Raw genomic sequence first — 18,562 nt, 5'->3', positions numbered from 1 at the left:
GCCGGCATGAGCACGCTGCTGTCCCTTCACGGCGTGACCAAGGCCTATCGCGGGGACGCCGCGCCCTTCGCGCTGGACGTGCCGGCATTCGATCTGGCGAAGGGCGAGGCGCTGGCGCTGGCCGGACCGTCCGGCAGTGGAAAATCAACGTTGCTGATGATGCTGGCGCTGGCGTCGCCGCCGGATGCGGGCGCTTTCCGCTTCGATGACATGGACATCGCGCGGCTGTGGCGGGACGGCCGGCGCGATGCGCTGGCGGGGCTGCGCGCGACGAGGATCGGCGTGGTGCCGCAGACTGGCGGGTTGCTGCCCTATCTCACGGTCGCGGGGAATATCGCGCTGACGCAGCGCATCGCCGGCCGTGACGATCCGGCGCGGGTGCGGGCGCTGGCTGACGAACTCGGCATCGGCGCGCAGCTGCGCAAGCGGCCGGCGGAACTTTCGGTCGGGCAGCGGCAGCGCGTCGCGATCGCGCGGGCGCTGGCGCATCGCCCGGCGCTGGTGCTGGCGGATGAACCGACCGCGTCGGTGCATCCGGAATTGGCGGATGCGGTGCTGGCGTTGCTGAAGCGGGAATGCGCGGCGGCCGGGGCGGCCCTGCTGGTGGCGACGCATGACCCCGATCGCGCGGTGCGGGCGGGGTATCCGGTGCTGGCCTGCACGACTCACGCGCCGGGGGCCGATGGCATCGCGCGGTCGATCTTTGCGCGGCCCGCTTTGGCCGAGGCGGCCTGACCATGCTGCGCCTGGCGCTCGCGGATATCTGGCATGAGCGGGTGCTGTTCCTGTGCTCCGCACTGGGCTGTGCGGCGGTGCTTGCGCCGCTGATCGTGCTGTTCGGGCTGCGCCAGGGCGTGGTCGCCGGGCTGCGGGCGGAATTGCTGGAGGACCCGCGCGCGCGGGAGGTGGTGTCGGTCGTCAATCGCACGCTGGAACCGGCGTTGTTCGAGCGCCTGGCGGCCGATCCGCGCATCGCCTTCCTGGTGCCGCGGACGCGGGCGCTGTCGGCGACCATCGTGCTGGAGAACCCGGCGCGGCGGGCGAGCGGGCTGCGCGTGGAATTGCTGCCGACCGCCATGGGCGATCCGCTGCTGCCGGGTTTGAGCACGATCGGTGCCGACGAGGTCATACTTTCGGCGACGGCGCTGCAGAAGCTGGGGCTGAATGTCGGGGAGCCGGTGTTGGCTTCCGTTGCTCGCAGCCGCGGTGGGCAGCGGGAGGTCCTGACCCTGTCGATGCGTGTGGGTGGCGTCGCACCGCTGACCGCCGCGACGCGCGATGCGGCCTTCGCCATCCTGCCCGTGCTGCTGCTGGCGGAGGATTTCCTGGACGGCGCGGCCGGCGTCGATGCGCGCCCGGTCAGCGAGGCGGAAGCGCGCCAACGGCCCTTCGCGGGGTTCCGGCTCTACGGCGCGCGGCTTGAGGATGTGCCGGCGCTGGATCGGGAGATGCGTCTTGCCGGCATCGAAGTCGCCTCGCGCGCCGAGGCTGTGGCGGGGCTGCTGCGGCTCGACCACAACCTCGCTTTGCTGTTCTTGGCGATCGCCGGGGCGGGGGGCGTGGGGTATCTGGTGAGCCTTGGCGTCGGGCTGTGGGCGCAGGTGGAACGCAAGCGGCGTGACCTGGCGCTGCTGTCGCTGCTGGGGATGAAGCGGCGGGCCTTGCTGTTGTTGCCGCTGGTGCAGGCAGCGGTGGTGGCACTGGCTGGTGCGCTGTTGGCCTTTGGTGTGGCGGCGGCGGTGGCGGGCGTGCTGAACCGGGCCTTCGCCGGCACGGTGACGGGGGATCGGCCGGTTTGCCTGCTGACGGCGTGGATGGGGTTGGCGGCGGCGGGGGCGACACTGGCGGGGGCGCTGGTCGCCTCGGTGCTGGCGGGGCTGCGCGCCGCGGCGGTGGCGCCGGCGGAAGGGCTGGCGGAGGGATGATGCGGCGGGCAGGCAGAGGGATGGGGAGGAAGGTTGGAGGGGCGCTGCCCCTTCAAGCCACCCCGCCAGGGGCCAGCGGGCCCCTGGACCGCGGGCTTTTGGCGTCGTGCCTTGCCCGCGCACAAACGCTTGGTCACCCGGCGCCAAGAAGGGGGTTTCCAAAGGCCTTAAGCCTTTGGTGGGGTGGGGTCCGGGGAGGGGCAAGGCCTCTCCCTGGCCTGTCCTTGCCTGCTTGGCTCCTGCTTTTCGCCCTGGCGCAACCCGCCGCTGCGCAGGCGCCCTGGCCTGCGGACTTCACCAACCCCCGCGCCGCCGATGGCGACCTGCTGCTGCCGATGCCCTGCGGCGGAGCGATGGCGTTCCGTCCGATCGAGACGCCGACCGGCGCCGGCGCGCTAGAGGACCGGCAGGTCACGCTCGGCACGACGGACCCGGCCGGCGGCGTCGCCGAATTCGCGCGGCGGGAGGCGGTGGCCGGTCCCTTCACGCAGCAGGGGCGCGATGTCGCGGTCTATTGGCTCGGCAAATACGAGGTCACGCGCGACCAGTATGCCGCGGTGATGGAGGAACGCTGCCCGACAGCCTCGGCAGCCGGGCGGCTGCCGGCGGCGACGCTGTCCTGGTTCGATGCGGTGTCCTTCAGCCAGCGCTACACGACATGGCTGTTGCGCAACGCTGCGGCGCGGCTGCCGCAATCGGATGGCACACCCGCCTTCGTGCGGCTGCCGACCGAGGAGGAATGGGAATACGCCGCGCGCGGCGGGGCGGCGGTGAGTGAATTGGATTTCCTCGGCCGTACCTTCCCGATGCCGGAAGGGACGTCGCGCTACGCCTGGTTCCAGGGGCCGCGATCGGCGGCCGGGCGGGCGCAGCCGGTGGGGATGCTGGAGGCCAATCCGCTGGGCCTGCACGACATGCTCGGCAATGTCGGCGAGTTGGTGCTGGAACCGTTCCGCGCCGTGCGGGTTGGGCGGCTGCATGGCCAGGCCGGCGGCGTGGTGGTGAAGGGCGGGGATTTCCGCACGCCGGAGGCCGCGCTTCGGTCATCCCTGCGGATCGAGATGCCGCCCTATGACCCGACGGATGGGCAGCCGACGCGGCTGGCTTCGGTCGGCTTCCGCGTGGCGCTGGCGGCGCATGTGACGACCAGCCTCCGCCGCGCCGAGGCACTGAACCGCGCCTTCGAGGCCGAGAGCCGCGCGAGCGGGACCGAGGCCGAGAACGCGCGGCGCCAGATTGCCGCGATGCGGGAGGGTGCCGAACCACGGCTGCGCCAGGGCCTGGATCGGCTGGAAGCAGGGCTGATGGCGGCGGAACGCCAGCGGCTGGAACAGGAACGCGCTGGGATTCGCGCGCAGTTGGAAGGCGCGGCGGTGCTGGCCCGGGCGGCGGGACAGTCCCAGCGGCGCATGGATGGCATCCAGCCGCTGCTGTCGGGTGCCGATGTGGTGCAGTCGAGCCCCGAGATGCGGCGCCAATGGGCAACGGCGCTGGAACAGCTGCGGGTCGAACGCGAATTGGCGCTGGATGGCTATGCGCGGATCGTCGCCGATCTCGGGCGCTCGGCGGATCGCGCGACGCTGACCACCGAGGCTGGGGTCGTGGCGCGCGAGGCCGAGGCGCGCAACGTGCCGGAACTGCGGCCCTATCTGGATATCGCGGCGCGGCACGCGGCGGATTCGCGCGACCGTGGCCTGCCGCCGCGCGACCGACTGCGGGAGGAAGTATTGGCGGCGAGCCGGGGCGCCGGTGGCTCACCCGCCGCGCCGGCCGCCCAGCCTGAACCGCGGCCCGTTGCGGTGGCGCCGCAGCAGACGGCGCCGCCGCCCCAGCCCGCCCCCCAACCGGCGGCGCCGTCGCATCCACCGCCTGTCGCCCTGCTGCCGCCACCGGCACCGCCCCCGGCCCCGCAGCAGGAGCCTTCGACCGCCGCCCGTCCATCCCAGGCGACGCCACCGCCGCGGCCGCCTGTCACCCCGCCGCGACAGCCCGCCGCGCCGGGGCCCGGGATCAGCGTGAAGCCGCCGATCAATCGCGGCCAGCCGCAGAGCTTCGACCCGAGCGGCAAGCCGCCCGGGTTTCGCTGAAGCCTACTCGTCGTCGGAGCGCGAGGGCGGGCCGGCGAGCACGCCGCCATCGATGGTGATGGTCTGGCCGGTCATGAAGGAACCCGCCGCCGAAGCCAGGAAGACCGCGGCGCCGGCGATCTCGTCCGGTTCGCCGATGCGCTTGAGCGGGGTGTCCTTGGTGCGCTTCTTGTAGATGCCCGGATCCTCCCACAGGGCGCGGGCGAAGTCGGTGCGGATCAGCCCTGGCGCAATGGCGTTGGCGCGCACGTTCTTCGGGCCCCATTCGACCGCCAGGTTGCGCACCAGCTGCATGTCGGCGGCTTTGGAGATGGCATAGGCGCCGAGCACCGGGGAGCCGCGGAATCCGCCGATCGAGGAGATGATGACGATCGACCCGCCGCCGCGTTCAGCCATGCCCGGCGCGGTCATATGGGCGAGCCAGATGTTCGACTTGATGTTGGACGCCATGATCTTGTCGAAGATCTCGTCCGGCATCGTCACGGCCGGGCCGAAATGCGGGTTGATCGCCGCATTGCACACCATGACGTCGACCTGGCCCCAGGCGGCGATCGTCGCATCCACCAGCGCCTGGCATTCGTTCTTGCGGCCGATGTTGCAGGCGACCGCCATGGCGGTGCCGCCCTTCGCCTTGATGGCGTCCACCACGTCCTGGCAGGCGTCCACCTTGCGGGAGGAGACGACGACCTTTGCCCCCTGTTCGGCCATGCGTTCGCAGATGGCGCGGCCGATGCCGCGACTGCCGCCGGTGACGATGGCGACCTTTCCGGTCAGGTCGAAGAGGGACATGTGTTTCGCTCCCGTGGGGTTGATGCCGACAGCGCAGCATGGCCGGGGCCATGTCGCAACCCGGGGTGGCGAGGCGCTTGCCGCCGGGCCCGCCTTGCAAGCCTTGCCCGCGCGCGCATCCTGCACGACACTCCGGCCCGACCGATCGGTCGAGTTCCAGACCGGCAATTTCGAGGGAGAAACGCCAGTGGCCCAGGACGCTGACTTCGTCCAGCATGACGCGCAGGGCGAGGTGCATGTGCTGCGCCTTGCCAACCCGCCGGTGAATACGCTGCGGACCGAGATCCGCGCGGGGTTGTTCGCTGGGCTCAATGCCGCGAAGGCCGCAGGTGCGAAGGCGGTGGTGCTGATCGGGTCCGGGCGCATGTTCTGCGCCGGGGCCGAGATGACGGAATTCGGCAAGCCGCGGCAGCCGCCCTCGCTCACCGAGGTGTTCGACGCGATTGAGGCGTATCCCGGCATCGTCGTGGCCGCGATCCATGGCTCGGCGCTGGGTGGCGGGCTGGAATTGGCTCTCGCCTGCCATGCGCGGGTGGCGTCGCCCACGGCGCAGGTCGGGCTGCCAGAAGTGAAGCGCGGTTTCGTGCCCGGCGCTGGCGGCACGCAGCGCCTGCCGCGCATGATCGGGCCGGAGGAAGCGGCGAAGATCATCGTGTCCGGCGATCCGATCGCGGCGGGCAAGGCGCAGAAGCTCGGCTTCATCGATGCGGTGATCGAGGGAGACCTTGAAGCCGGCGCGGTGGCCTGGGCGAAGGCGAATATCGGCAAGACCTTCACCCTGGCGCGCAACCGCACGGACAAGATCAGCGGGCAGGATCCGGCGGCCTATGACGCGGTCGTCGCCGGGCTGCTGAAGCGGTCGCGCGGGCAGGAAAGCCCCAAGGGCTGCGCCGAGGCAGTGCGTGCGTCCTTCACCATGCCCTTCGACAAGGGGTTGGAGAAGGAACGCGAACTATTCCAGTCGCTGGTGTCCGGCGAACAGTCCAAGGCGCTGCGCCACATCTTCTTCGGCGAGCGCGAAGTGCTGCGCATCCCGGGCCAGCCGGCTGATGCGAAGTCTCTGCCGATCGAGCGGCTGGTGGTGATCGGTGGTGGCACCATGGGTGGCGGCATCGCTATGTCGGCGGCCAACAACGGCGTGCCGGTGACGATCGTGGAGATGACCGAGGAGGCGCTGCAGAAGGGCCTCGCGCGCTGCCATGCGAATTGGGAGCGGACGGTCTCGACCGGGCGGCTGTCGCAGGCGGAGTACGAGAAGCGCAAGGCGCTGCTGACCGGCAGCACTGATTTCGAGGGCACCGTCGGCAAGGCCGACCTGGTGATCGAGGCGGTATTCGAGAACATGGCCGTGAAGAAGGAAGTCTTCGCGCGGCTGGACAAGGCGGCGCGGCCGGGCGTGCCGCTTGCGTCCAACACATCCACGCTGTCGATCGACGAGATCGCGTCGGCCACCTCGCGGCCGGAACTGGTGGTGGGGATGCACTTCTTCTCCCCGGCCAATGTGATGCGGCTGCTGGAGAATGTCCGCGGCGCGAAGTCGTCCCCGGCGGTGATCGCCACGGCGACGGAATTCGGCAAGCGCATCGGCAAGCTGCCGGTGCTGGTCGGCAATTGCGACGGCTTCGTCGGTAACCGCATGACCGGCAAGCGCGGCCCGCAGGTCGAGAAGCTGCTGCTGGAGGGCTGCCTGCCCGCCGACATCGACCGCGTGATGGAAGGCTACGGTATGGCGATGGGGCCGCTGGCGGTGGGTGACCTCGCCGGGCTCGATATCGGTGCCGCGGTGCGCAAGGCGCGCGGGACCGTCGCACCGGTCGCCGATGCGATCGTCGCGCTGGGGCGCTTCGGGCAGAAGACCGGCAAGGGCTGGTACATGTACGACGAAAAGCGCACCCGCATGCCGGACCCGGAGGTGGAGCGCATCATCCTCGACGTCGCCGAGAAGATGCAGGTGCGGCGGCGGAAGATTGAGCCGCAGGAAATCCTGGAGCGCCTGATGCTGCCGATGGTCAATGAAGGCTCGCGCATCCTGGAAGAAGGCGTCGCCTATCGCCCGATCGACATCGACGTCATCTTCGTCAACGGCTTCGGCTGGCCGGCCTGGCGCGGCGGCCCGATGTTCTGGGCCGATACCCAGGGGCTGAAGAACGTGCGCGACAAGCTCGCGCATTACGCTGCGGCGACGGGTGATGCGAATTTGAAGCCCACCGCACTGATCGAGAAGCTGGCGGCGGAAGGCGGGTCCTTCGCCTCCATGGGCGCCTGACGGACACATACGGGAGCAACGGTCATGGAACTCCGGTTCACCGATGAGGAACGCGCCTTCCGCCAGGAAGTCCGCGACTGGATCGACGCCAACCTGCCGGCCGATACGCGCGAGCGCATGGCATCCGGCCGCACGCCGACCAAGGCGATGCAGGTGGATTGGCAGAAGCGGCTGTATGACAAGGGCTGGGCGGTGCCGCATTGGAAGGTGGAATGGGGCGGTCAGCCCTGGACCGCCATCAAGCGGTTCATCCTGTCCGAGGAAATCCAGTCCACCCCGGCGCCGACGCCGCTCGGCTTCAACTGCAACATGCTGGGGCCGGTGCTGATCGCCTTCGGCACGGAGGAGCAGAAGAAGCACTTCCTGCCGAAGCTCGCGAGCCTGGATCTGTGGTTCTGCCAGGGTTTCTCGGAACCCGGGGCGGGGTCGGACCTGGCGTCGCTGAAGACGCGCGCGGTCAAGGAAGGCGACCACTACGTCGTCAACGGCCAGAAGACCTGGACCACGCTGGCGCAGCACGCCGATTGGATCTTCCTGCTGGTGCGCACCGATCCAGGGGCGGCGAAGCAACAGGAAGGCATCTCCTTCCTGCTGGTCGATATGAAGACGCCGGGCATCACCGTGCGGCCGATCATCACCATCGACGGTGCGCATGAGGTGAACGAGGTCTTCTTCGACGATGTGAAGGTGCCCGTCGCGAACCTGGTCGGCACCGAGAATCGTGGCTGGGATTGCGCGAAGTTCCTGCTGTCCAACGAGCGCACCGGCCAGGCGCGCGTGGGTGCGTCGAAGGAACGCATCCGCCGGCTGAAGCTGATCGCCAAGGAAGCTCCCGGTGGCGCGCGGCCGGTGATGGAAGACCCGCGCTTCCGGTCCCGCCTGACGGATGTGGAAATCCAGCTCAAGGCGCTGGAGATGACGACGCTGCGCGTGCTGGCGGATGAGAACCGGCAGCTCAGCCGCGGCAAGCCAAATCCGGCCTCGTCGGTGCTTAAGATCCGCGGGACGGAACTGCAGCAGGCGATCTCGGAACTGTATGTGATGGCGGCAGGCCCTTATGGCTTGGCCGCGCCGAACGATCCCGAAGCCGATGGTCGCAACGAGCCGGATGTGGCGGCCGATTGGCAGACGCTGGCGCAGGCGACCTACTTCAACTGGCGCAAGCAGTCGATCTACGGCGGATCCACCGAGATCCAGAAGAACATCATGGCCAAAGCGTTTTTGGGGCTCTGAGACACATGGATTTCGATCTTTCCGAAGACCAGCGGCTTCTGCAGGACAGCCTGTCCAAGCTGCTGAAGGACAAGTACGGCTTCGAACAGCGCAAGGGGTACATGGCCTCCGCGACCGGCTGGTCGCGGGATGTGTGGGCCGCCTATGCGGAGCTTGGCCTGCTGGGCATGCCATTCGCCGAGGAGGATGGCGGCCTGGGTTATGGCGCCGTCGAGACGATGATCGTCGCCGAGCAGATGGGGCGGTCCCTGACCCTGGAGCCCTTCATGTCCACCGTGGTGATGGGTGGCGGTTTCCTGCGCCATGGTGCCACGGCGGAACAACGCGCCGCACTGGTGCCGCAGGTCGCCGAGGGCAAGCTGCTGCTGGCCTTCGCGCATACCGAAGTGCAGTCACGCTTCGACCTGCACGACGTGGCGACGTCGGCGAAAAAGGATGGCGCGGGCTGGGTCATCGACGGCCGCAAGGGTGTCGTTGTCCATGGCGACACGGCAGACCAGCTCATCGTCACCGCACGCGTGTCCGGCGCGCGGCGCGATCGCGATGGGGTCGAGGTGTTCCTCGTGCCGGCAAGTGCGACCGGCGTGTCGCGCCGCGGCTTCAAGACGTCGGACGGGCAGCGTGCCGCGGACATCACCTTCGACGGTGTGAAGGTCGGTGCGGAGGCGAAGCTCACCGGCGGCCTGGCGCTGGTCGAGCGCGTGGCGGATGAGACCATGGCCGCACTCTCGGCCGAGGCGATCGGCTGCATGGAAGCGGCGAAGGACCTGACCGTCGACTACCTGAAGACGCGTAAGCAGTTCGGGCGGCCGATCGGGTCCTTCCAATCGCTGCAGCATCGCGCGGCGGAGATGATGGTCTGCCTCGAGCAGGCGCGCTCCATGGCGATGCTGGCGGCGATGATGGCGTCCGAATCGAACGACGCCGAGCGGCGCCGGCAGATGCGTGCGGTGAAGGTCGAGATCGGCCGCAACGCCCGCTTCGTCGGGCAGCAGACGGTGCAGATGCATGGCGGCATCGCCATGACGATGGAATATGCCGGTGGCCACTACCTCAAGCGGCTGACCGTCATCGAGAACATGTTCGGCGACATGGACCACCACCTCGCGGCGCTGAGCGAGGAAGGTGGGGTGTTCGTCGCGGCGTAGGAAGAAAGCAAGGTCGGGGGAGGGAACTCCCCCGATCCCCCTCCTTTTTCTGGCTATTGGCGCTGACTGTCGAAGCCAGTCTCCAAAAGACAAAAAGCGGAGGGGGATTCGGGGGAGGTGTTCCTCCCCCGTTCTTACTTCTGCAAGGCTTCCCAAATCCGCTCCGGCGTGGCCGGCATGTTGATGTGCTTCCCGCCCAGCGCATCGGAAATCGCGTTCATCACCGCCGGCAGTGACCCGGCACACCCCGCCTCGCCGCAGCCCTTCGCGCCCAGCGGATTGGTCTTGCAGGGCGATGGCGCGCTCTCGAAACCAAAGCTCGGCAGGTCGTCCGCGCGCGGAATGCCGTAATCCATGTAGGACCCGGTCATCAGCTGCCCGTCCTCGGAATAGGCGACGCGTTCGATCAGCGCCTGGCCGATGCCCTGTACGATGCCGCCATGAGCCTGGCCTTCGACCATCAGCGGATTCACGATCACGCCGAAATCATTCACCGTGACGTAGCGGTCGATCTTCACGTTGCCGGTCTCGGGGTCGATCTCCACCTCGCAGACATGGCAACCGTTCGGGTAGGCCATGGGGGCCTCCTGATAGACCGTCCGGCTGTCGAGGGCGTTCGGGACATCCTGGGGCAGCGGCCCGATCTCGCGCAGCCGCGCCGCCAACTCCATGATGCCGATGCCGCGATCGGTGCCGGCGATGGTGAAGCGGCCGGCGGCGAACTCGATGTCGTCCGCGGCCGCTTCCAGTACGAAGCCGGCGGCCTTGCGGCCCTTGTCGATGACGAGGTCGGCCGCTTCGAGGATCGCCGCACCCGATGCCATCAGCGACTTCGACCCACCCGTGCCGCCGCCGGCGATCAGCCGGTCGGAATCACCCTGCACCAGCTTGATCCTGTCGAAGGGCACGCCGAGCTTCGAATGCAGCACCTGCGCGAAGGGCGTCCAATGCCCCTGGCCGTAGTCGAGCGTGCCGGTGACGATGGTGACCGACCCGTCCTCCTCGAAGATCAGCTCGCCTTGTTCCTTCATGGGCGGGGCGGTGCATTCCAGGAAATTGCCAATGCCGCGACCGCGCAGCATGCCGCGTGATGCGCTGTCGGCCTCGCGGGCGGCGTAGCCATCCCAGTCGGCCGCTTCCAGTGCCTTGTCGAGCAGTGCCGAGAACTCACCGGAATCATAGACCGAGCCTGACGGCGCGCTGAACGGGAATTGATCCGGCCCGATGTGGTTCAGCTTGCGCAGCGCGATGGGGTCGCGGCCCGTCTCCCGCGCGGCGGTCTCGATCAGCCGCTCCATGAAGTAGTTGCCTTCGGGGCGGCCTGCGCCGCGATAGGCGGAGATGGGGGTGGTGTTGGTGACGACGTTCTTCGTCTCGACCAGCAGCAGCGGCGTCGCGTAGTTGGACTGGACATTCTTGCTGAAGTTGCCGGTGCCCATCAGGTTGCCGACCGTGGACAGGTATCCGCCCATGTTGCCGTAGGAGACGAGCTTCACCGCGAGGAACTTGCCCTCCGCATCGAGTGCGAGGGAGGCCTCGGTTTCGTGGTCGCGCCCGTGGCAGTCGGACAGGAAGGACCCGGTGCGCTCATCGGTCCATTTCACCGGGCGGCCGAGCAGCTTCGCCGCGTGCAGCACGCAGGCATATTCCGGATAGGCGCTGGCCTTCATGCCGAAGGAGCCGCCGACATTGCCGGTCAGGATGCGGACCTTGTCGACCGGCACCTTCAGGATGTCGTTGGCCATCTGCGCGCGCAGGCCGAACACGCCCTGGCTGCCGACGCGCAGGATGTAGCGGCCCTCGGCGGCGTCCCATTCGCCGATCGCCGAGCGCGGTTCCATCGAGCAGACAACGATGCGGTTGTTGCGGATCGACAGCGTCGTGACATGCGCGGCGGCGGCGAAGGCAGCGGCGGTCTTCTCGGCATCGCCGTAGCGGAAGTCCAGAACGACGTTGCCGGGGATATGGTCGTAGAGCTGCGGCGCGCCGGGCGCGGCGGCGGCCGAGGCCTCGGTGACCGCGTCGAGGCCGTCGATGTCCATCTCCACTGCCTCGGCGGCGTCCTTGGCCTGCATCTTCGTCTCGGCGACGACGAAGGCGACGGGGTCGCCGACGAAGCGGACCTTGTCGGCGGCGAGCGGCCCGCGCTGGATGTTGATCAGCGGGCTGCCATCCTTGTTCTTGAGCGGCAGCACGGAGCGCATCGGGCCGTATTCGGTCATGTCGGCCGCGGTGAAGACGCCGAGTACGCCCGGCATCGCCCTGGCCGCTTCCGTGCCGATGGCGTTGATGACGCCATGCGCATAGGGGCTGCGCACCATGACGCACCAGGCCTGGCCAGCGACGGCGAGGTCGTCGGTGTAGCGGCCGCGCCCTTGCAACAGGATCGGGTCTTCCTGGCGCGGCACCGGCTGCCCGATCCCGAACTTCATCGTGGTGGGGTCGGCCAGGGTCGTGTCGGGCATTGGGGGGCCTCAGGGGCTGTGTCGGGATACCTTTAGGTTAGGCGCTGTTTGCTGCACTGCAACCCGGCTGGTCCGCCCAGTGAACCATTCCGGCTCGTCCGGGAGGACGCTCAAGGCGGAATTGCCATCGGATCCAGCGATCCCGACCCCAGGATGACCATGTGGCGCTTCTCGCCCCAGCGAGACGCCGATCACGGCCAGTATGGCCCACCTCTGAGGTCGCGAGGGCAGATCCCATCCCGATGTCCACCGATGGCCTGCACAACCGCTGGTCCATGGCGGCGGCGCCCCGTCCATCGTTAACGTGCGGGAATGGATTGGGCGGGTGCGCGATGCAGCGGCATACTTCGACCTATCTGGACCTCATGCGGTTCTCCGCTGCCATGGTCGTCTTCATCGGCCACACGGCGGGGCAGCGTTTGGCGGGCGGGCTTGGCTGGCAGCTCGCTCCCTTCATGGACGAAGCGGTGACGGTCTTCTTCGTCATGTCAGGCTACGTCATCGGCTACGTGATGCAGAACCGGGAGGCGACGCCCGGGGCGTACGCCGTGGCGCGCGCCGCGCGCATCTATTCCGTCGCGCTGCCTGCCGTCATCATCACCATGATCCTCGATGGCCTTGGCCGTTCCCTGCGGCCGGATCTGTATTCGGAGATCTGGGGCTACCGCAGCGACATGCTGGACGTGCAATTCGCCGCGGCGGTCGTCTTCGCCAACCAACTCTGGTTCTGGCGACTGCCGGTCGGCTCCGACCTGCCCTATTGGTCACTCTGCTTCGAAGTCTGGTATTATGTCATCTTCGGCGTGTTCGTGTTTGCCCCGAACCGGTGGCGTTGGCCGGCCGCCGGGCTGCTGCTGCTGTTCGTCGGCCCACGCATCGCGGCCCTTTTCCCGGTCTGGCTCCTGGGCGTACTCGCCTACCGTGTCAGCGCATCCGCCAAGGTCGGGAAGCGGCTCGGCGCCTGGATGTTCTTCGGATCCATCGCCCTTGTTCTGGCCCATCAGCTTTGGATTGCCGACCACGGGGCGCTGCCTGCCCTGGCGCCGGGCTTCCTGGAGATGCCGAACATCAGCAACGACTACGTGGTGGGCATCCTGATCGCCTTCCACCTTGTCGGCTTCAACGCCATGGGCGGCATGTTCAGCAAGCCGCTCCAAGCCCTCGAGCGGCCGATCCGGTGGTGCGCCGGCGCGACTTTTACGATCTACCTGTTCCACCTGCCGCTGACGCAGTTTCTCTCGACCGTGGTGCCCTGGCCGCCAACATCCTGGGCGACGCGCCTGGTCATGTTCGGCGGGACCCTGGTGCTCATGTTCGTGATCGCTGAGCTCACCGAACGGCGGAAGGAGATCTGGCGCCGAGGTTTCGTGCGCCTTCTGCGCGTGCCTGCGCCGCCGGTCGCCACGGCACGCTGATGCCTTCGGGCGCCTCGGGCGCTTGGGCGGACCTGGTGCGGTTGAGCGCCACGTGCTGAATCGTGGCCTTGTGTGACCATCACCCGAGGGCGGACCGCGTCCAGTCGAGGATCCGGCTGGTCGGGATGACGCCGGCCTGTCGCGCAACCTCCCGGCCGTCGCGGAACAGGGCCAGCGTCGGGATGCTCTGGATGCTGAGGTCCCGGGCGAGTGCCGGCGCCTCCTCCGTCGATATCTTCAGCAGCCGAACCCCGGGTTCGAGATCCCGCGCCGCAGCCGCGAAGGCAGGCGACATCATCCGGCAGGGCCCGCACCAGGACGCCCAGAAATCGACCAGCAGAGGAATGGATGACGCACGCAGGTGCTTCCGGAACCGCGCCTCATCAACCGCGACGGGCTCGGCGGTGAACAACGCATGCTTGCAGGCGCCGCAGGTCGGCCGGTCGGGGAGCCTGGCGGCCGGCAGCCGGTTCACCGCATCGCAATGCGGGCAGACGATCTGCAGGGTCTGTGTCATGAAGGGTCCCCCGGGGTCGTGGCGGGCAGCATCTGCGCCTTCGTGCGGCGCCGCCTTGCGTCGGCGCAAAGCGTGGCTTGACCGCCATGCGCCCGCTGCGGAGTGTCGCGCCGGAGCGGGAGAGCAGCATGGGGCGGATCGTCGTCATCGGATCCTATAATCGCGACACCGTGCTGCGCGTCGCTCGCTTTCCCCGGCCCGGGGAGACCCTGGCGGCGACGGGCATGGACCGATTCCATGGCGGCAAGGGCAGCAACCAGGCGGTGGCGGCGGCGCGTGCCGGGGCCTCGGTCGCCTTGGTCGCCGCCATCGGGGCGGATGCCGCGGGGCGCGACGCTATGGCGCTGTGGGCGGGGGAGGGCATCGACGCGGCCGCCGTCAGCACGCTGGACAGCCTGCCGACCGGGGAAGCGCTGATCCTGGTGGATGCGCGCGGGGAGAACGAGATCGTGATCCTCGCCGGCGCCAATGCCGCGGTGCCGGAGGGCCTGGCGGTTGCCGCGGTGGCCGGGGCGGCGCTGGTCGTCGCGCAACTCGAGACGCCGGTCGCGGTGACCGAGGCGGCGTTTCGCGCCGCCCGGGCGCAGGGCATCCCGACGCTGCTCAACGCCGCGCCGGCGCGGGAACTGCCGGATGGTCTGCTGGCGCTCGCGGACATCCTGGTGGTGAACGAGACCGAAGCCGCGCTGCTGCTGTCGCGCACCGCGCCGCCCGAGGCGCTGGCCGCCGCCCTGGCTCCGCGCCATCCCCGTGGGGTGGTGCTGACGGCGGGGGCTGCGGGCGCCTATTGGGCCCGGCGGGATGGTGTGGTCGTCCACGCGCCGGCGATCCTAACCGAGGTGGTGGACAGCACCGGTGCCGGCGATGCCTTCATCGGCGCCTTCGCGACGGCGCTGGCGCAGGGAAGCGCAGCGGAACACGCGATGCGGCGCGGGGCTGTGGCCGGGGCGCTGGCCTGCCGCCGCGCCGGCGCGGTGCCGTCGCTGCCGACGCTTGCGGAGATCGATGCCGCCACGCTTCAGTAACGATAGCCGGCATAGGGGTCAGGCGGCGCGATATAGGGCTGCGGCTGCCAATAGGACCCTGGTGGCGGCTGCTGGTAGGCCTGCGGCGGCGGACCCTGGTACGGGACCGGCGCGCCGACATAGCCGGGCCCGGGTGCCGGATAATAGGTCTGCGCACCCACGGGCGCCGGGGCATAGCCCTGCTGATAGGGCTGGCCTTGCTGGTAAGCCTGCGGCGGCGGTGCGTAGGTCTGGCCGTAGCCCTGCTGCGGGTAGCCGCCCTGGTATTGCGGCTGCGTCGGCGTGGTGACGGCACCAATGGCCGCGCCGCCCAGCCCGCCGGCCAGGGCGCCGATCGCGGCACCACGGCCGCCGCCGGCAATGGCACCGACCGTGGCCCCGGTGCCGGCGCCGATCAGCGCGCCGCCCGCCGCCCGCTGGCCAGGGTCGTAGGGGTTGGTACAGGCCGCAAGAAGCGCCAGCAGAGCGATGGGAAAAAGCCGTGCCGCCTTCGGCATGGTGCGGTCCTTTTCAGGCAAACCCGTTGATGCATGCAGTGGTGCCCCAGCACGGTGGCGGCGGTGTGGCGAAGCAGGGGCAGCATGCAACCGCCATGTCCTGTTTCAGCGACGCTCCATGCCCCAGCGCGGCGCGGGCACGGGTGCAGGCGTGCGCGCCGCGCCCGGCGGCGTGCCGACATAACGACCAGGTGGCAAGGGGCGTTCGAAGCTGTTGTCGAAGGTCGGCGCGGGGCGGGGGGCGCCCCAGTCGCGCGGTGGCGGCTGGCGCCATCCGGGCTGTCGGTACCAGATGGGCGGCCCGGCGGGCTCCCAGCCGTAGGTCAGGGAATTGCCTGGAGGGGGCTGCTCGGGTGGTGCGGTCGCGGCCTGGGGCATCGCCAGGCGCGGCGGCTCGGGTTCCGGTGCCGGCGAAGCCGGGCCATAGATCACCCGCGGATCGGTCTGGCCGTAGATCACGCGCGGCAGCGCCGGGGCATCCGGCGACTGGGCGGCGACCGGGCAGCCGAGGACCAGCAGGACGAAGCAGATCGGGGCGGAGCGACCGTGTGCCATGGTGTTGCACATATTATACCACACCGCCCTGCCGCACCGCCCGGGCGGAATTCAGACCGGCCGGTCGCCTTTTTCCACGCGCAGGGTACGGTTGTCGGTGCCGGGCAGCATGCGCGCCGGATCGCGCGTGACATGGACATCGAGAACCGTCGGGCTGTCGGTATTCGCGAGCCCCTCGCGAATTGCGCCTGCGAGCCTGCTGGGGTCGTCCACGCGGATGCCATGGCAGCCAAAGGCGCGGGCGGCGGCGGCGTAGTCGGTCTCCGCCAGTTCCGAGGACTGGTAGTTCCCCGGCCCGTACACGGCATGCTGGAGCGCCTTCACATAGCCCGAGGCGCCGTTGTTGAAGACGCAGAGCACGTAGTTCGCACCGACGCGGCGTGCCGTCTCGATCTCCCCGATCGTCATGTTGAACCCGCCATCGCCGGTCAGGCCGACGACGCGCCGCTTTGGCCCGGCCGCCATCTGCGCGCCCATGGCGCCAGGCGCGCCATAACCGATGGAGGCGAAGCCGCGATCCGCGATGAAGTGCCGGCCGGCTCGTTTGGTGTCGAACAGCAGCCCGCCCCAATGCCCGGCGAAACCGCCATCCGCGACGAGGATGTCGTCATCCGCCATGGCGATGTTCAACTCGTTGATCAGGCGGCCGACATTGATCGGGGTTTCGTTGGATTCCAGCCGATCGGCGGCGCCGATACGCCAGGCGGCCATGCGCGGGGCGACGGCGGCGGCGAAGTCGGCGCGACCATCGGGCAGCGGGGCATTCGGCAGCGCAGCCAGCAGGTCCTCCAGGGCAAGCCGCGCATCGGCGGCCAGCGCCACATCGGCGCGGGTGGTGCGGCCGATCTCCTCCGGCACGATCTCGACATGCACGACCGGCACGCCGGCGGGCATCAGGGCGAAGCGCTTCGTGGCGATCTCGCCGAGCTTGCAGCCGACGACGATCAGCAGGTCGGCTTCCGCGATGAAGTCATTGGCGATGCGGCTGTAGCGACCGAAGACGCCGAGCGAGAGCGGATGCGTGCAGGGGATGGCGCCCTTGCCGGACATGGTGTGGGCAACGGGGATCTTCTGGCTTTCCGCAAGGGCGAGCAGCGCATCGTAGGCCGCGGACACATGGATGCCGCCGCCGACCAGCAGCATCGGGCGCTTCGCCTTGGCGAGCAGTGCGGCGGCACGGTCCAGTTCCTGCGGGTCAGGCCGCGTGCGCCGTGACTGCGCCTGCAGCGTGCCGGGATCGGCCCAGATCTCATCGGCACCGAAGGTGTGTTCGCCGTGACAGACATCTTCCGGCACATCCAGCACCACGGGGCCGGGACGGCCGGATGTCGCGATGGCGAATGCGCGGCGGACGAATTCGGGGATGCGCTTCGTGCTCTCGACGCGCAGCAATTCCTTGCAGGCGGGGCGCAGGATTTCCACCTGGCGCGCTTCCTGCGTCATGTTCTTCCAGGCGTGGTCGCGATTGGCATCGCCGGTGATCGCGACCAGCGGGATGCCCGCGTTCAATGATTCCACGAGGCCGGTGACAAGGTTCGTCGCCCCCGGCCCGAGCGTCGCATCCACCACGCCCGGCCGGTTCGTCACCCGCGCCCAGGCATCGGCGGCGAAGGTGCCGCAGCGCTCGTCGTTGATCAGGTAGTGCTTGAGGCCAAGGCCGCGCACCGCCTCGTAGAAGGGCAGCAACTGGAAGCCGCCCATGCCGAACATTGGACCGACGTTGTGGGTCTGGAGCATGCGCGCCAGCGCCTCCCCACCGGTGATGGTCAGGGTCGCGTTGGAATTGGTCACGCGCGGTGGTCCTTCGTGCTGGCTTCGGCGAGCAGGGTGACGGCGTCGCGCACGGTCCCGCCGGGCTTCAACCCGAGCGAGGCGGCGCGCGCATTGACGGCAGAGACGATGCCGGTGGCGACGGCGGAACGCCCATCGCCGATCCGCGCCGTCCAGACCGAATAGGTCGCGGCGGCAATGCCGCGCGCATCGAGCGCGGGCAGGCGCGTGAAGCCGGCGCCGTCGATGCCGCCATCGGCATCGTTGTAGAGCGCGGCGAAGACGGCCGCGCGCGCGGCGGAGTCCGGCCGGCCGCCAAGCAGCCCGCCATGGCTGCCGGTGACGACGACGGTGCCGTCATCGTCGGGCGTCATCAGGGAGTTGGAATCCATCGCCGAGGCGCGGGCGCGGCCGGGGACCTCGATGGGAAAGCGGGATTCGACGCTGTCGGGCGCATCGGCCGCATGCAGCGGGGCGGCGGCGAGGCGGCGCGCGGCCTCCCGGCACCACATGCCGGGTTCGATGCCGAGGGTCGCCGCCGCAAGGTTTACATGGCTGACGATGCCGCGGCCCAGCAGGTCGAAGCCGTCGCCGATGCGCGCGGAACGGTGCGAACAACAGGCAGCCGGCATGCCGAGCGGCTGGAGATAGTCCAGCCCCGCGATACCCGCCGCGTCGAGGCCAAGCCCGGCATCGTTCAGCAGCACGCCCGCCACACGCGCCTTGGCGGCGAGATAGGCGGCATAGACCCCGCCATGGGAGCCGCCGACGATCACCCGCCCTTGCGCCTCCGGCCCCAGCCGGGTGACGCTGTCCACGACAATGAGCCGGTCCAGCATGGCCGCGTTCCTTCTCCCTGATCCGGGAGTA

At 69.3% G+C, this 18,562-nt stretch carries 15 protein-coding genes; 8 read left to right on the top strand and 7 right to left on the bottom strand.

Going from position 1 to position 18,562, the window contains the following annotated elements; genetic code table 11:
- Positions 1 to 6 precede the first annotated feature (6 nt).
- The 3 genes from AAFN86_RS07610 to AAFN86_RS07600 all read left to right on the top strand — a co-directional run bounded on the left by AAFN86_RS07610 (position 7) and on the right by AAFN86_RS07600 (position 4,012).
- Positions 7 to 735 (top strand): ATP-binding cassette domain-containing protein, encoded by a 729-nt coding sequence (locus tag AAFN86_RS07610; RefSeq protein ID WP_347542684.1) that lies wholly within the window; start codon positions 7 to 9, stop codon positions 733 to 735.
- Between the two features lie 2 nt (positions 736 to 737).
- Positions 738 to 1,925, top strand: a complete 1,188-nt coding sequence (locus AAFN86_RS07605) for an FtsX-like permease family protein (RefSeq protein WP_347542683.1) — start codon at positions 738 to 740, stop codon at positions 1,923 to 1,925.
- Positions 1,926 to 2,149: 224 nt separating this feature from the next.
- On the top strand, positions 2,150 to 4,012 hold the full coding sequence (locus AAFN86_RS07600; RefSeq protein ID WP_347542682.1) for an SUMF1/EgtB/PvdO family nonheme iron enzyme: 1,863 nt from the start codon (positions 2,150 to 2,152) through the stop codon (positions 4,010 to 4,012).
- Between the two features lie 3 nt (positions 4,013 to 4,015).
- Here AAFN86_RS07600 and AAFN86_RS07595 read toward each other — a convergent pair whose 3' ends face one another.
- Positions 4,016 to 4,801, bottom strand: coding sequence for an SDR family oxidoreductase (locus tag AAFN86_RS07595; RefSeq protein WP_347542681.1), 786 nt, complete (start codon positions 4,799 to 4,801; stop codon positions 4,016 to 4,018).
- Between the two features lie 187 nt (positions 4,802 to 4,988).
- On the opposite strand from AAFN86_RS07595, the gene AAFN86_RS07590 reads away from it, so the two are divergent.
- The 3 genes from AAFN86_RS07590 to AAFN86_RS07580 are packed head-to-tail and all read left to right on the top strand — an operon-like array spanning position 4,989 to position 9,448.
- Entirely contained in the window at positions 4,989 to 7,067 is a 2,079-nt protein-coding gene (locus AAFN86_RS07590) for a 3-hydroxyacyl-CoA dehydrogenase NAD-binding domain-containing protein (protein ID WP_347542680.1), read from the top strand.
- A 24-nt stretch (positions 7,068 to 7,091) separates the two neighbouring features.
- Complete coding sequence (locus tag AAFN86_RS07585; protein ID WP_347542679.1) at positions 7,092 to 8,300, top strand: acyl-CoA dehydrogenase family protein; 1,209 nt, start codon at positions 7,092 to 7,094, stop codon at positions 8,298 to 8,300.
- A gap of 5 nt (positions 8,301 to 8,305) precedes the next feature.
- On the top strand, positions 8,306 to 9,448 hold the full coding sequence (locus AAFN86_RS07580) for an acyl-CoA dehydrogenase family protein (protein ID WP_347542678.1): 1,143 nt from the start codon (positions 8,306 to 8,308) through the stop codon (positions 9,446 to 9,448).
- A gap of 134 nt (positions 9,449 to 9,582) precedes the next feature.
- Here the strand turns inward: AAFN86_RS07580 and AAFN86_RS07575 are convergent, their stop codons facing one another.
- A complete protein-coding gene (locus tag AAFN86_RS07575; protein WP_347542677.1) occupies positions 9,583 to 11,913 on the bottom strand; it encodes a xanthine dehydrogenase family protein molybdopterin-binding subunit in 2,331 nt (776 codons plus the stop codon).
- A 332-nt stretch (positions 11,914 to 12,245) separates the two neighbouring features.
- Between AAFN86_RS07575 and AAFN86_RS07570 the strand changes: the two genes are divergently transcribed.
- Complete coding sequence (locus AAFN86_RS07570; RefSeq protein WP_347542676.1) at positions 12,246 to 13,328, top strand: acyltransferase; 1,083 nt, start codon at positions 12,246 to 12,248, stop codon at positions 13,326 to 13,328.
- Positions 13,329 to 13,407: 79 nt separating this feature from the next.
- On the opposite strand, the gene trxC is transcribed toward AAFN86_RS07570, so the two are convergent.
- Entirely contained in the window at positions 13,408 to 13,845 is a 438-nt protein-coding gene (gene trxC, locus AAFN86_RS07565; protein WP_347542675.1) for a thioredoxin TrxC, read from the bottom strand.
- Positions 13,846 to 13,931: 86 nt separating this feature from the next.
- Here trxC and AAFN86_RS07560 point away from each other — a divergent pair, with 86 nt between their 5' ends.
- Positions 13,932 to 14,870 carry a ribokinase gene (locus tag AAFN86_RS07560; RefSeq protein ID WP_347542862.1) on the top strand — a complete coding sequence of 313 codons (939 nt, stop codon included), beginning with the start codon at positions 13,932 to 13,934 and terminating at the stop codon, positions 14,868 to 14,870.
- Here AAFN86_RS07560 and AAFN86_RS07555 read toward each other — a convergent pair.
- From AAFN86_RS07555 to AAFN86_RS07540, 4 genes are all read right to left on the bottom strand, one after another.
- Positions 14,864 to 15,367, bottom strand: coding sequence for a YMGG-like glycine zipper-containing protein (locus tag AAFN86_RS07555; protein WP_347542674.1), 504 nt, complete (start codon positions 15,365 to 15,367; stop codon positions 14,864 to 14,866). The two genes, AAFN86_RS07560 and AAFN86_RS07555, sit on opposite strands and share 7 nt — an antisense overlap.
- A gap of 105 nt (positions 15,368 to 15,472) precedes the next feature.
- Complete coding sequence (locus AAFN86_RS07550) at positions 15,473 to 15,922, bottom strand: hypothetical protein (protein ID WP_347542673.1); 450 nt, start codon at positions 15,920 to 15,922, stop codon at positions 15,473 to 15,475.
- Between the two features lie 51 nt (positions 15,923 to 15,973).
- A complete protein-coding gene (locus tag AAFN86_RS07545; protein ID WP_347542672.1) occupies positions 15,974 to 17,713 on the bottom strand; it encodes a thiamine pyrophosphate-binding protein in 1,740 nt (579 codons plus the stop codon).
- Entirely contained in the window at positions 17,710 to 18,531 is an 822-nt protein-coding gene (locus AAFN86_RS07540; protein WP_347542671.1) for a hypothetical protein, read from the bottom strand. Before AAFN86_RS07540 ends, AAFN86_RS07545 begins: the two co-directional genes overlap by 4 nt.
- Positions 18,532 to 18,562 lie beyond the last annotated feature (31 nt).

Source organism: Roseomonas sp. CAU 1739, assembly GCF_039839775.1.
GTDB lineage: Bacteria > Pseudomonadota > Alphaproteobacteria > Acetobacterales > Acetobacteraceae > Neoroseomonas.
The sequence above is the reverse complement of the archived record's forward strand: the minus strand, read 5'-3'. Positions and strand labels throughout refer to the sequence as shown.